The 12,690-nt window shown below is 43.6% G+C and carries 12 protein-coding genes; 3 read left to right on the top strand and 9 right to left on the bottom strand.

The window, feature by feature from the left end; all coding sequences use genetic code 11:
- Nucleotide 1: 1 nt before the first annotated feature.
- The 9 genes from GLV98_RS14415 to rpmH all read right to left on the bottom strand — a co-directional run bounded on the left by GLV98_RS14415 (nucleotide 2) and on the right by rpmH (nucleotide 8,779).
- Nucleotides 2-763: an SDR family oxidoreductase gene (locus GLV98_RS14415; RefSeq protein ID WP_160916456.1), complete on the bottom strand. Its 762-nt coding sequence runs from the start codon at nucleotides 761-763 to the stop codon at nucleotides 2-4.
- Nucleotides 764-874: 111 nt separating this feature from the next.
- Nucleotides 875-1,369, bottom strand: a complete 495-nt coding sequence (locus GLV98_RS14410) for a metallophosphoesterase family protein (RefSeq protein ID WP_160916454.1) — start codon at nucleotides 1,367-1,369, stop codon at nucleotides 875-877.
- Between the two features lie 123 nt (nucleotides 1,370-1,492).
- Nucleotides 1,493-2,209, bottom strand: a complete 717-nt coding sequence (rsmG, locus tag GLV98_RS14405; protein ID WP_160916452.1) for a 16S rRNA (guanine(527)-N(7))-methyltransferase RsmG — start codon at nucleotides 2,207-2,209, stop codon at nucleotides 1,493-1,495.
- Between the two features lie 17 nt (nucleotides 2,210-2,226).
- Nucleotides 2,227-4,116, bottom strand: coding sequence for a tRNA uridine-5-carboxymethylaminomethyl(34) synthesis enzyme MnmG (mnmG, locus tag GLV98_RS14400; protein ID WP_160916450.1), 1,890 nt, complete (start codon nucleotides 4,114-4,116; stop codon nucleotides 2,227-2,229).
- Nucleotides 4,117-4,166: 50 nt separating this feature from the next.
- Nucleotides 4,167-5,543, bottom strand: a complete 1,377-nt coding sequence (mnmE, locus tag GLV98_RS14395; RefSeq protein ID WP_160916447.1) for a tRNA uridine-5-carboxymethylaminomethyl(34) synthesis GTPase MnmE — start codon at nucleotides 5,541-5,543, stop codon at nucleotides 4,167-4,169.
- A gap of 1,000 nt (nucleotides 5,544-6,543) precedes the next feature.
- Nucleotides 6,544-7,158 (bottom strand): RNA-binding cell elongation regulator Jag/EloR, encoded by a 615-nt coding sequence (jag, locus tag GLV98_RS14390; protein ID WP_160916445.1) that lies wholly within the window; start codon nucleotides 7,156-7,158, stop codon nucleotides 6,544-6,546.
- Nucleotides 7,158-7,916, bottom strand: coding sequence for a YidC family membrane integrase SpoIIIJ (gene spoIIIJ / locus GLV98_RS14385; RefSeq protein ID WP_160916443.1), 759 nt, complete (start codon nucleotides 7,914-7,916; stop codon nucleotides 7,158-7,160). The genes jag and spoIIIJ overlap by 1 nt, the downstream gene beginning before the upstream one ends.
- Before the next feature lie 108 nt (nucleotides 7,917-8,024).
- Nucleotides 8,025-8,378 (bottom strand): ribonuclease P protein component, encoded by a 354-nt coding sequence (rnpA, locus tag GLV98_RS14380; RefSeq protein ID WP_160916441.1) that lies wholly within the window; start codon nucleotides 8,376-8,378, stop codon nucleotides 8,025-8,027.
- Between the two features lie 263 nt (nucleotides 8,379-8,641).
- The gene (rpmH, locus tag GLV98_RS14375) at nucleotides 8,642-8,779 is read right to left on the bottom strand and encodes a 50S ribosomal protein L34 (RefSeq protein WP_089650739.1); all 138 of its coding nucleotides are present in this window, start codon (nucleotides 8,777-8,779) and stop codon (nucleotides 8,642-8,644) included.
- A gap of 673 nt (nucleotides 8,780-9,452) precedes the next feature.
- On the opposite strand from rpmH, the gene dnaA reads away from it, so the two are divergent.
- The 3 genes from dnaA to yaaA all read left to right on the top strand — a co-directional run bounded on the left by dnaA (nucleotide 9,453) and on the right by yaaA (nucleotide 12,682).
- Nucleotides 9,453-10,808, top strand: coding sequence for a chromosomal replication initiator protein DnaA (gene dnaA, locus GLV98_RS14370; RefSeq protein WP_160916439.1), 1,356 nt, complete (start codon nucleotides 9,453-9,455; stop codon nucleotides 10,806-10,808).
- 175 nt (nucleotides 10,809-10,983) lie between these two features.
- The gene (gene dnaN, locus GLV98_RS14365) at nucleotides 10,984-12,123 is read left to right on the top strand and encodes a DNA polymerase III subunit beta (protein ID WP_160916437.1); all 1,140 of its coding nucleotides are present in this window, start codon (nucleotides 10,984-10,986) and stop codon (nucleotides 12,121-12,123) included.
- A 337-nt stretch (nucleotides 12,124-12,460) separates the two neighbouring features.
- Nucleotides 12,461-12,682, top strand: a complete 222-nt coding sequence (yaaA, locus tag GLV98_RS14360) for a S4 domain-containing protein YaaA (protein WP_160916435.1) — start codon at nucleotides 12,461-12,463, stop codon at nucleotides 12,680-12,682.
- The last annotated feature ends 8 nt before the right edge of the window (nucleotides 12,683-12,690 follow it).

Below are 12,690 nucleotides of genomic sequence, written 5' to 3'. Positions count from 1 at the left end.
TTTATCTTCCTAACCAGCCACCGTCTATGGCCAATTGATGTCCGTGAACATAACGGGAGGCATCAGAAGAAAGAAAAACGACAGCACCAACGAAGTCTTCCGGTTTCCCCCAGTCGCCAGCTGGAATTCGATCAAGGATTTGTTTATTTCTATCTTCATCTTGGATAAGCGCAGTATTCATGTCTGTCGCGATATAGCCAGGCACGACACTGTTAACATTGACTCCTTCTTTCGCCCATTCATTGGATAAGGCTTTCGTCAACTGGGAAACACCACCTTTGGAAGCCGCATAAGCAGGTACACGAATTCCTCCCTGGTAGGACAGCAAGGAAGCGAAATTGATGATTTTCCCGCTCTTGTTCGGCACCATATAACGTCCTGCTTGCTGACAGAGAATCCACGTCGTTTTTAGATTAATATTCAGGACATCATCCCAATCCTCCTCGGAAAATTCAACAGCATCCGAACGCCTTTGGATCCCTGCTGCATTCACTAGAATATCCACACGACCGAACGCTTCCACCACGGATGGAATCGCCTTTTTCACTTGCTCTTTATCATTCAAATCACACGGAATGATGTGGCAGGTGCGGCCATAACCTTCAATTTCTTCTTTGACATCGATTTGTGATGTGTTTCTCTGTAACAAAGCAACATCGGCTCCAGCTTCAGCAAGACCGATCGCCACAGCACGACCGATTCCTCTAGTTCCACCAGTAACGGCTGCTATTTTTCCATCTAAACGAAATAAATTCTCTGACATTTCAATCCCCTTTCACACTACGATAGCGTTTACATTCTCCTATATACCTTTCGATAACAAGAGGGGAAATTCCTTTCATTATAATAATATTTTATATGAAATTAATTTTCATCAGTCAACAAAAAAGATATGTTCCGCATGAATTCCTTTTTCCGTCAAAGAAAGTTTCCCAAATGAGTACATAGGCACGCGCCTTTTATCAGTAAGAGAGCCCGGATTGAACAATAGTGTTTTCTTAAAATAACGCAGGACTGGTATGTGAGAGTGGCCGTAAATGAGCACATCCACGTCATCTTCCACGAAGGCTTCCAGCGCACGTTTTTCCGTCGTCTTTTTCTCTCCGTGGCCATGGATTAGTCCGATCCGGTACCCTTCCCATTCCAGCATTTGTTTTGCCGGAAATTTGTTTTGGATCTCTTTTCCATCCACATTGCCATATACACCGTAGACAGGGGCATAGTCTTTCAGTGTTTCATATAGATCTAAAGTCTGCCAATCTCCAGCATGAATAATGACATCCACGTCCTTCAATTCTTTTAAAAAACGCTCCGGAAGCTGTTTTGCTTTCTTTGGCATATGCGTATCTGATAACACAATAATTTCCATTCTTGATCCTCTCCTTAAATGTCCTGTATCTTTAATTCAATGTACTGTAACTAGCAGTTTACGTCCTCGTTCCTATTCCCTAAAAAAATTGCCTCTCTACCAAAGGCAGAGAGGCAAACGATGTTATTGAATCGGTGTTTTATTGGGTGTTCCGGCTTTTCTCGGGTATTTCTTCGGTGTTTTTCTTCTCTTTTCAATGATGGCGATGTTTCGCTCACTGCCCTCTTCTGGCAATTCAAACGTGTGAACGTCAAGCACTTCACCACCGACGGTTTGAATCGCGACCTTTGCGTCTTCCATTTCATCCTTCAAGTTCGGACCTTTCATCGCCATGAATCGGCCGCCTTTCGTAGCCAACGGCAAACATAACTCACTAAGGACGGACATTCGCGCAACAGCGCGTGCCATCACGAGGTCATAACTTTCACGGAAATTCGCATTTTTTCCGAAGTTTTCGGCACGATCATGATAAAAAGCGACATCATCCAACTCCAATTCGTGGGCTAAGTGATTCAAAAATGTGATTCGTTTTTTCAAAGAATCGACAATCGTCACTTTCAATTGAGGAAAGACGATTTTCAAAGGTAAGCTCGGAAAACCGGCCCCCGCTCCGACATCACAAATGCGGAGCGGTCGATTAAAGTCATAGTAGAAGGCAGCCGTCAATGAATCATAAAAGTGTTTCAAATAGACGCCTTCTTGATCAGTAATTGCCGTAAGATTCATTTTTTCATTCCACTCGACAAGAATGTCAAAATACTTTTTAAACTGACGCTGCTGTTGATCGTCGAGCTCTATGCCATGTTCCTGTAATGCTTTAAGAAAGGTATTGATATCCATAAGTCCATCCTTTCAAATTATTCCCCAGATACGCGGGCGATTTTCCCTTGTTCAATATAAACAAGCAGAATGGAAACGTCCGCCGGGTTCACCCCGGATACGCGGGAAGCCTGGCCGACAGATAGTGGCCGGACGGATTTCAGACGGTCACGAGCTTCTGTCGCAAGGCCGTGAATCGCATCATAATCAATATCCTCTGGAATTTTCTTCGTCTCCATCTTCTTCATGCGGTCGATTTGTTCCAGGGCTTTTTTAATATAGCCGCTGTATTTCACCTGGATTTCCACCTGTTCTTTGACATCGTCAGGCAGGGAAACCTCGCTCGGAGTCAAACGTTCCAAGTGACTGTAATTCATTTCTGGACGTTTCAGTAAGTCAGTCGCACGAATGGCATCTTTCAGCTTTGATCCACCCGCTTCTTCAATGACAGATTGCACCTCGTCCGTCTCCTTCAAAATAACTTTGTCGAGACGTTTTTTCTCATCTTCAATCAAACGTTTCTTCTCCTGGAAGCGCTCATAACGGTCTTCAGGAATTAAACCGAGTTGATAACCGATTTCTGTCAGACGGAGATCCGCATTATCGTGACGAAGCATCAAACGGAATTCAGCTCGGGACGTAAGCAGTCGGTACGGTTCGCCTGTCCCTTTGGTCACAAGGTCATCAATCATGACACCAATGTAACCTTGAGAACGGTCAAGAATCAATGGTTCAAGAGCAAGCGCTTTTGCAGCTGCGTTAATCCCTGCCATCAAGCCTTGTCCGGCGGCTTCTTCGTACCCGGAAGTTCCGTTAAGCTGTCCAGCTGTAAACAGTCCTTCGATCTGCTTCGTTTCAAGTGTCGGCCACAACTGGGTCGGCACGACAGAATCATATTCAATTGCATAGCCGGCACGCATGATTTCCGCTTTTTCAAGACCTGGAACGGTACGCATCATTTCATTCTGCACGTACTCCGGCAGAGAAGTGGAAAGGCCTTGGACATAGACTTCTTCCGTATCTCTTCCTTCCGGTTCAAGGAAAATTTGGTGACGCGGTTTGTCATTGAAACGAACGATTTTATCTTCAATGGATGGACAATATCGTGGCCCAGTCCCTTTGATCGCGCCTGAATACATTGCAGATAACCCCAAGTTATCATTAATGATTTTATGCGTGTCTTCATTCGTGTACGTCAGCCAGCACGGAATTTGATCGGTGATGAACTCTGTCGTTTCATAAGAAAAGGAACGCGGCTCCTCTTCTCCTGGCTGAATTTCAGTTTTAGAATAGTCGATGGTGTGACTGTTGACACGCATCGGTGTTCCGGTTTTGAAGCGGACCATTTCAATACCCATTTCCTCCAACTGTTCAGAAAGAGAAACGGTTGAACGCTGGTTGTTCGGGCCACTTTCATACGACAAGTCGCCGATGATCACGCGGCCGCGCATGAATGTACCGGTCGTAACAATAACGGTCGGGGCGTAGTAGGCCGCTTTTGTTTCGGTGACGACACCTTTGACCTGGTTATCTTCCACCAGTACTTTTTCAACCATCGCCTGACGAAGTGTCAAGTTCTCCTGGTTCTCAAGTACCCGCTTCATTTCTTTAATATAAAGCGGTTTGTCAGCTTGTGCGCGTAACGCTCGTACCGCTGGGCCTTTTCTTGTATTTAAAAGACGCATTTGGATGTGCGTTTTATCAATGACGCGCCCCATAGCGCCACCTAAAGCATCCACTTCACGTACAACAATCCCTTTTGCGGGACCACCAATGGACGGGTTACATGGCATAAAGGCAACGAGGTCGAGGTTCAAGGTCAGCATCAACGTTTTCGCTCCACGGCGCGCAGCTGCAAGACCTGCTTCTACTCCGGCATGACCAGCACCAATAACAATTACATCATAATGCCCTGCATCATATGTCATTCGGATGACTCTCCTTTTTTATCATAATGAATATCGTTCGGACAGAACGTTTATTTTCCTAAGCAAAATTGCGAGAATAACTGATCGATCAAGCTTTCGTGAACCGTATCCCCGACGATCTCTCCGAGAATCTCCCACGTTCTTGTAACATCGATCTGGACGACATCAAGCGGAACTCCCATCTCCATACCGTTTTGGGCATCTTCAAGGGCTTGTTTCGCTTGTTTTAATAACTGAACATGACGGACATTCGAAACATACGTCATATCACCAGCATCAAGATCACCTTCAAAGAATGTATCGCCAATCGCTTGTTCCAACTGGTCGATTCCCTCTTCACGGATCAAGGATGTTGTAATCACAGGATGATCTCCAGCCAACTCCTTCACTTGATCAAGGTCTAAACGTTGTTCCAAGTCCATTTTGTTAACGATGACGATGATATTCATATCACGGATCGCCTCGAAAAGTTTTTGATCCTCTTCGCTCAGCTCATCCCCATAGTTTAACACAAATAGAATCAGGTCAGCTTCTTTCAGTACTTGCCTGGAACGTTCGACACCAATCTTTTCTACGATATCTTCTGTTTCCCTGATTCCTGCCGTATCAACAAGACGAAGCGGAACGCCACGGACATTGACGTATTCTTCAATCACATCACGAGTCGTACCTGGCACCTCTGTCACAATCGCTTTATTTTCATGGACAAGGGCATTCATCAAGGATGATTTTCCGACGTTCGGACGACCGATAATCGCCGTACCCAGTCCCTCCCTTAAAATCTTCCCTTGTTTCGCGGTTTCAAGAATACGGGTGACTTCTTCGTGCACTTCTTTCGTCTTCTCTTCCATCATTTCATGGGACATCTCTTCGACGTCATCATATTCCGGATAGTCGATGTTCACTTCGACATGAGCAAGCGTTTCGAGAAGCTTTTGTCTTAGCTCCTGAATCAGCTTCGATAGCCTGCCGTCCATTTGTCTCAACGCGACATCCATCGCCCGGTCTGTTTTCGCACGAATCAAATCCATGACCGCTTCCGCTTGAGAAAGGTCGATGCGCCCATTCAGGAAGGCACGTTTCGTAAATTCTCCGGGTTCCGCCAATCTGGCACCGCTCGCCAGCACAATCTCCAATAAACGGTTGACCGAAACGAGGCCGCCGTGGCAGTTGATTTCGACAATATCTTCTCTTGTAAAAGTTTTCGGGGCACGCATGACAGATACCATCACTTCTTCCGCCATTTCGCCCGATTCAGGGTCAATAATCTTTCCGTAATGCATGGTGTGGGAGTCGACCTGGTTCAAATCCTTCCCTTTAAAAAGATTCGCAGCAATGCCCACCGCTTCTGGTCCACTCAAACGGACAATAGCAATGGCTCCTTCTCCCATAGGGGTCGAAATTGCGGTTATCGTATCTGTTTCCACACGCACTCACCTCCTGAAAAAATGTTTGATTTATATTTATCCACAACAGGAATATTTTTGTTGTCACTAACATACTACCTTACCACACCGCCACGTGTTTTGAAAAGATATCAACACGTATATTCCCTAATTCCGTACCTTTTAGTTATCCACATGTGCATAACTCTTCCTATCATTTTCCCCACCATTCCAGGGAACAATACGACCACCAGCTATTTATTGAAACATCTGGCAGTATTGTTGAGGACTCAGTTTTGAGATGCCTCGGGGTTCGTTGCCATGTTGAGCGTGAGGGATGGCTGGGAAGCCACTCGCTTTCCTGTGGGGGAGCGCCGAGCTTCCTCGGACTACGTCCTGCGGGATCTCGCCTATCTCCTTCTCCCACGGGAGTCTCGCAGCTTCCCAACCACCCCATTCGATGTAGGAGAGAAACGAACCCTTCACTGTGGGAGGGGGCTTTCCACTATTGAGTTGTTATAGGCATAAAGCGCTCTATAACAAGCTTTTCGTATACATAATAGCGTCCTTAGGAGTTGATTCCCATCCAATTATCATGTGAAAAAAGCAGCTTATTCCGAAGTGGTTTCGAGATACTTATATGACAGAGGGGCGGAGGGGAATGGCGAGACTCCTACCTTAAGTGTGCAGGCGCCTCGTTCAGCGGCGTATGGATTGGACTGAGCTGGCGGAGATAAAGGAAACACGAAGAGCGTAGCGATTCGATGTTGACTTATCGTACAGAAGCGAGGGAAATCTCACTAGCCGCTCGGCGCCGGAACCGGATAACGAAGAGGAAAAAAGTGCATGGTGAGACCCCACAGGACGCAGTCCGAGGAGGCTCACCGCGCTCCCGCGGAAAGCGAGTCATTCCCCGCAGCCCCCATCCACTCAACAAAAGTTTCGAAACTGATTACTTAACAATAGGGAGCGTTTGTTGATTTAGGGTTCAATAAAAAATGCTTCTGTTCAATGAGAGATGAACAGAAGCATGGGTAATACATTATTGAGGTCGAATGACGACGTGTCTGCGGGGATCGTTCCCGTCAGAATCCGTCTCGACTTTTTTATGGTTTTGCAGCGCACTGTGAATGATTTTTCTTTCATACGACGGCATCGGCTCAAGCTTTACTTCCTGATTGGTCCGTACCGCTTTTTCCGCTAATCGATGTGCGAGATTTTCCAAGGTTTCTTTTCTCCGGCCACGATATCCTTCTGCGTCCAACATGACGGTATAGAAGACATCGGACTCGCGGTTCACGACGAGCTGAGCCAAATATTGAAGCGAATTCAACGTTTGGCCGCGCTTGCCGATCAACATCGCAATCTTTTCACCTTCGAGCTCCATATAAATGTCGCGCTGACGGAGCTCTGTTTTCACCTGGACAGGAGCGCCCATTTGTTCTGCTACTTCATAGATGAATGTTTCGACGTCCTGCACTGGATTTTTCTTAATAGACACTTTTGCTATCGCTGGTTTCGTACCAAAACCGAGAAATCCTTTTTTACCTTCATCAATGATCTCAACATCGACTTGATCTCTTGATGTGCGTAATTGCTCTAGTGCTGTTTGGATCGCCTCATCAACTGTGGTTCCCGTAGCAGTCCATTGCTTCACTAGTTTGCTCCTCCTGTCTCATCTTTCATCATTGGTTTACGAATGAAAATGGTTTGAAGAATCATGACAACGTTACCGACAATCCAGTACAACGCAAGGGCAGATGGGAAGAAGAATGCGAATGTACCGATCATCAACGGCATGATATATAGCATCATTTGCATTTGCGGGTTCTGTGCAGCCGCTCCTCCTGCCATCATTAATTTTTGCTGCAAGAAAGTTGTTGCTGCTGTCAGAATCGCCAAGAACGGATCGGCTTGTCCAAGCTCCAGCCATAAGAAGTTATGGGTTTGAACAGCTTCTGTTCTCATAATTGCATGATAAAAACCGATCAAAATCGGCATTTGAACGATGATTGGTAAACAACCCGCGAGTGGATTGACACCGTTTTTCTGGAAAAGCTGCATCGTTTCTTGTTGAAGTTTTTGTTGTGTCTGAGCATCTTTGGAAGAATACTTTTCTCTCAGTTCTTTCAATTCCGGCTGGATATCCTGCATCGCTTTTGAACTTTTCAATTGTTTGACGTTCAATGGCAAAAGCAGGAGACGAATGATGATGGTAACGATGATAATCGCCAACCCGTAACTTCCATTCGTAGCATCAGCGAAAAACAACAATGTTTGTGATAATGGATATACAATATATTCATTCCAAAATCCTGTACTATCCGAGGTGATCTCTTTGTTGACTTCCATACACCCGGATAGGAACGTAAGCACACCTGTCATCGCGACCAGGATGAGTAATTTATTCCGCAACGTTCCTTCCTCCTTACTGAAATCGCTCTTCTATCTTTTTTTAATACAAACCGATGACTATACGACAATCATAAGTTTAGCATTAGTTGATACCATAATTCTATATGATTACGTGCGAATTTTTTTATTTAATAGCTTTGACCGTGATAACACATGGGTCAGGCTTTTCTTTATCTCATGAAATTCCATTTGGTTCGTCGGTTTCCGGGCAATGATGACAAGGTCATAATTCGGTTGGATCTCTTCCTCCAGTTCATGGAAGGCTTGCCTTAGATACCGCTTGATCTGGTTCCGCATGACCGCATGACCGATTTTCTTACTGACCGATAAACCGATGCGAAAATGGGATTGCTCTTCCTTTTTCATATAATAAAGGACCAACTGGCGATTGGCGAACGACTGCCCGCGACGAAAAACCTTTTGAAAGTCTTCATTTTTTTTAATACGATAAGCTTTTTTCATCGAACACCCTCCAAAATCACAAACAAGGTGGCTTGGGCAGACCGTTGTGCCTTCCACTACTCCCAGTAAGAGATCTTTTACCATTATGTAGGAAAACATCTCTTTTTATCCTTCTCTCACCTTTTCAGGCGATCAAAATCTATAAAAAAATGAACAAAGAATTCTATGCGCATCTTTTCTCTAAAAAACAAAAGAGGGACGAAGATCCGTCCCCTCTTTTGACCATTATACTGAAAAAAAGACCACTGATTGTTTTCAGTGGCCTATGCTGATAGAACTTTTCTTCCTTTACGACGACGGCGTGCAAGAACATGACGACCGTTCTTCGTGCTCATGCGTGCACGGAAGCCGTGTACTTTTTTGCGCTTACGATTATTTGGTTGAAACGTGCGTTTACTCATTATATATACACCTCCTGAGGAAAATTCCAATAATACATCTAAAAGGCAGTCCCGATTAGTATAATAAATCCCCTTGCTTTTTGTCAACATTTAATTTACAGACTGCGCCATTAAAGGGCACCGCCGTTATATAACAGGCCTGTACTATAACAAATGGATATTGCTGTCTAAAATAAGCGAACAAAATCTCCCCCTAGCGAACATTCACAGGATCTGTGTATAATTTAAACCTGCCATTTCTACTGTCCACAACAAATATCGACAAGAAAATCACAAAATATAGTGTTGTGGATGAGTTTTGTCTACAAGGCGTTGAAATTGTGGATAAGTTAGTCTGGACCATTGCAACTGCCGATTTTATCTGGTATTATATTTGTGTTTAACCGTGAATGACTTCTGAAGACCTAAAATCTTTTCCACAGATTGTGGATAACGTGTGGACAGTTATTAACACGACTGTTTATGTAGTTATGCACAACAATGTGGATATTGAAAATAACTTTCTAGAACTCTAGTAAAATCAACTTTCGGACATCCACATCCGATCAGAGGTTTTTTAACGCTATTTATTATACAAACCTTATACGAATGCCTTTCGATCCTTTTGCTACGTTCGAAAAAGAGAACGAAAGGCTTTTTTGTTTTCCACTGAAACAGAGAGGGGTGAAACAATTTGGAGAACATCAATGAATTATGGAACAATACGCTCGAGCAGATTAAAGAAAAAATCAGCAAACCGAGCTTCGAAACATGGCTGAAAGCAACCAAAGCAGATTCTTTGAATGAAAATACGCTGACGATCGTTGCTCCGAATGAATTCGCCAGAGATTGGCTTGAAAATCAATATGAGAGATTGATTACGGAAACTTTATATGAAGTGACGGGGGCGGAACTTGATACAAAGTTCATTATTCCGGAATCGAAGGACGACTCACTAGAAGATGTAAAACTATCCTCTAAAAAAGTACCGAATGTAAAAAATAACGGGAACGAAGAATCACCACAAAGCATGCTCAATTCCAAATATACATTCGACACGTTTGTCATCGGTTCAGGCAACCGTTTCGCTCATGCTGCGTCCCTGGCTGTCGCAGAAGCACCAGCAAAAGCTTATAACCCATTGTTTATCTATGGTGGCGTAGGTCTTGGTAAAACGCACTTGATGCATGCGATCGGACACTATGTACTGGATCATAATCCGAATGCCAAAGTGGTTTATCTATCATCTGAAAAGTTCACGAACGAATTCATTAATTCCATCAGAGACAACAAGGCCGTCAACTTCCGGAATAAATATCGAAGTGTCGACGTGCTTTTAATAGATGATATACAGTTCCTTGCAGGAAAAGAACAAACACAGGAAGAGTTCTTCCATACGTTCAATACACTCCATGAAGAAAGCAAGCAGATTGTCATTTCCAGTGACCGTCCGCCAAAAGAAATTCCTACACTGGAAGATCGCCTGCGTTCACGATTTGAATGGGGACTAATCACAGACATCACTCCACCTGATTTAGAAACGAGAATCGCCATCCTTCGTAAAAAGGCAAAAGCAGAAGGGCTGGATATCCCGAACGAAGTGATGCTTTATATCGCCAATCAAATCGATACAAACATCCGCGAACTTGAAGGTGCGCTGATCCGTGTCGTTGCTTATTCTTCGTTAATTAATAGTGATATCAATGCATCACTTGCGGCAGAAGCTTTGAAAGATATCATTCCTAGCTCGAAACCGAAGGTCATTACAATTGAAGCCATTCAGGAAATGGTCGGTGAAAAATATAATGTGAGACTGGAAGATTTCCCAGCGAAGAAACGGACGAAATCCGTCGCCTTCCCAAGACAGATTGCCATGTATCTATCAAGGGAACTGACAGATTTCTCATTGCCGAAGATCGGAGAAGAGTTTGGAGGACGCGATCATACAACAGTCATTCATGCCCACGAAAAAATTTCAAAAATGGTGGCCGATGATCAACAGCTGCAAAAAGAGTTGGATGAAATCAGAGAACAGTTAAAATCTCACTAGTGGATAATGTGAATAGAGGTTGCACGTTCGTCAACACCCTATCCACATGTGGATAACCTTGCAGAATAAACGTTTTACCTTGTTATCCACATTTCCACAGCCCATACTAGTACTATTACTGCATTTTATAATAAAAATAATTAATATATGCTCAAGTAGGAGGAGTGTATTCAAAATGAAATTCGTTATCCAGAGAGATCAATTGATCAATAGTGTTCAGAACGTCATGAAGGCCATCTCTTCCAGAACAACGATTCCAATTCTAACGGGAATGAAACTCGAAGCGAGTGAAGATGGAATCAAATTAACAGGCAGTGATTCAGATATCTCAATTGAATCTTTCATACCTAGTGAAGAAGACGGCATTGTTTATGTAGAAAATATCGAACCAGGAAGTATCGTTCTCCAAGCTAAATATTTCCCTGATATTGTTCGTAAACTTCCCCAGAATACAGTAGAAATAGAGAGTGACCATACTCGTAATGTAACGATACGATCTGGAAATGCAGAATTCCATTTGAATGGCCAGGATCCAGAGGAATACCCACAACTTCCGCAGCTGCATACAGAAGAAAGCTTTGAACTTCCGATTGATCTTTTAAAAAATTTGATCCGTCAGACCGTGTTTGCCGTATCAACTTCTGAAACAAGGCCGATTCTGACGGGGGTTCATGTGAAGCTTGAAGACGGAAGCCTGGAATTCATTGCTACCGACAGTCACAGGTTAGCTTCTCGAAAAATACCTTTGGAACAACCCGAAGGAAAATCTTTACCTGCTGTTGTCATTCCAGGTAAAAGTTTGACGGAATTAAACAAAATTCTTGATGATTCCGAAGAAACGATTGAAGTGAGTGTGACAGAAAATCAGGTTCTATTCCGTACAAAACATCTGTACTTCCTTTCCCGTTTGCTTGATGGAAACTATCCGGAAACTTCCCGTCTGATTCCCGAACAAAGCAAAACCATCGTCAAAATTGATGCGAAGGAATTGCTGCAATCAGTGGATCGGGCATCTCTTCTTGCGAAAGAGAACCGCAACAACGTTGTTCGTTTAATAACAAAAGAAAACAATCATCTTGAAATCACAGGGAACTCCCCGGAAGTAGGAAATGTTGTCGAAGAAGTAATGGCGACGGATGTCGACGGAGAAGATCTGAAGATTTCCTTCAGTGCCAAATACATGATGGACGCACTGAAAGCAGTCGATTATGACCAAGTGAAAGTCGAATTTACAGGAGCGATGCGTCCATTCTTGATCCGCCCTGTCGATGATGATCAAATTTTACAATTGATTCTTCCAGTCCGAACTTATTAAATCTTAGAAAAAGGTAAAGGTAAAAAGGTGCTTTATGTTTTGCATAGAGCACCTTTTCTTATTGGTCAGATTTGGGTGAAGGTCAAGTTGCGTTGACTTTGTTAATAACTGTTCGTTTTCACAGCACCTAATAGTTAGGCACCTAAGTTTTATGTGTGGAAAAGAGCAATCGAAAATGACCGAATGGTGGAGGAATGTCTCAGTGAATAGGGTGAAATGCCAGCAAACAAAAGATGAAAGAGGCATACAGACCTGTTTCATTGTCTGACACTTTCCTTACACATCTATCTTTAGTAAAATGAAAGATAGGTGAATTCATGAAATAGGGTGAAATGATATGAACGAAGAGATCGGTATCAGTACAGAATATATTCCATTAGGGAAATTTTTAAAATTAGCCAATATTGTCGAATCTGGTGGAATGGTGAAAATTTTCTTGTCGGAATTTGAAGTTTTCGTAAACGGAGAACCTGACAATCGTCGTGGCCGGAAACTGTATGTGGGCGATACAGTAGAAGTGGAAGAATTCGGCAGCTATACTGTCGTCAAAGAAGCTTAGGTCAGGCG

The organism is Halobacillus litoralis, assembly GCF_009856415.1.
In the GTDB taxonomy this organism is placed as follows: Bacteria; Bacillota; Bacilli; order Bacillales; family Halobacillaceae; genus Halobacillus; species Halobacillus litoralis_C.
This window is presented reverse-complemented; position numbering and strand designations above follow the sequence as displayed.

Excerpts from the sequence above, each read along its gene's own strand:
- GLV98_RS14415 (WP_160916456.1), bottom strand. The coding sequence starts at position 763 with ATGTCAGAGAATTTATTTCGTTTAGATGGAAAAATAGCAGCCGTTACT.
- GLV98_RS14410 (WP_160916454.1), bottom strand. The coding sequence starts at position 1,369 with ATGGAAATTATTGTGTTATCAGATACGCATATGCCAAAGAAAGCAAAA.
- rsmG (WP_160916452.1), bottom strand. The coding sequence starts at position 2,209 with ATGGATATCAATACCTTTCTTAAAGCATTACAGGAACATGGCATAGAG.
- mnmG (WP_160916450.1), bottom strand. The coding sequence starts at position 4,116 with ATGACATATGATGCAGGGCATTATGATGTAATTGTTATTGGTGCTGGT.
- rnpA (WP_160916441.1), bottom strand. The coding sequence starts at position 8,378 with ATGAAAAAAGCTTATCGTATTAAAAAAAATGAAGACTTTCAAAAGGTT.
- rpmH (WP_089650739.1), bottom strand. The coding sequence starts at position 8,779 with ATGAGTAAACGCACGTTTCAACCAAATAATCGTAAGCGCAAAAAAGTA.
- dnaN (WP_160916437.1), top strand. The coding sequence starts at position 10,984 with ATGAAATTCGTTATCCAGAGAGATCAATTGATCAATAGTGTTCAGAAC.
- yaaA (WP_160916435.1), top strand. The coding sequence starts at position 12,461 with ATGAACGAAGAGATCGGTATCAGTACAGAATATATTCCATTAGGGAAA.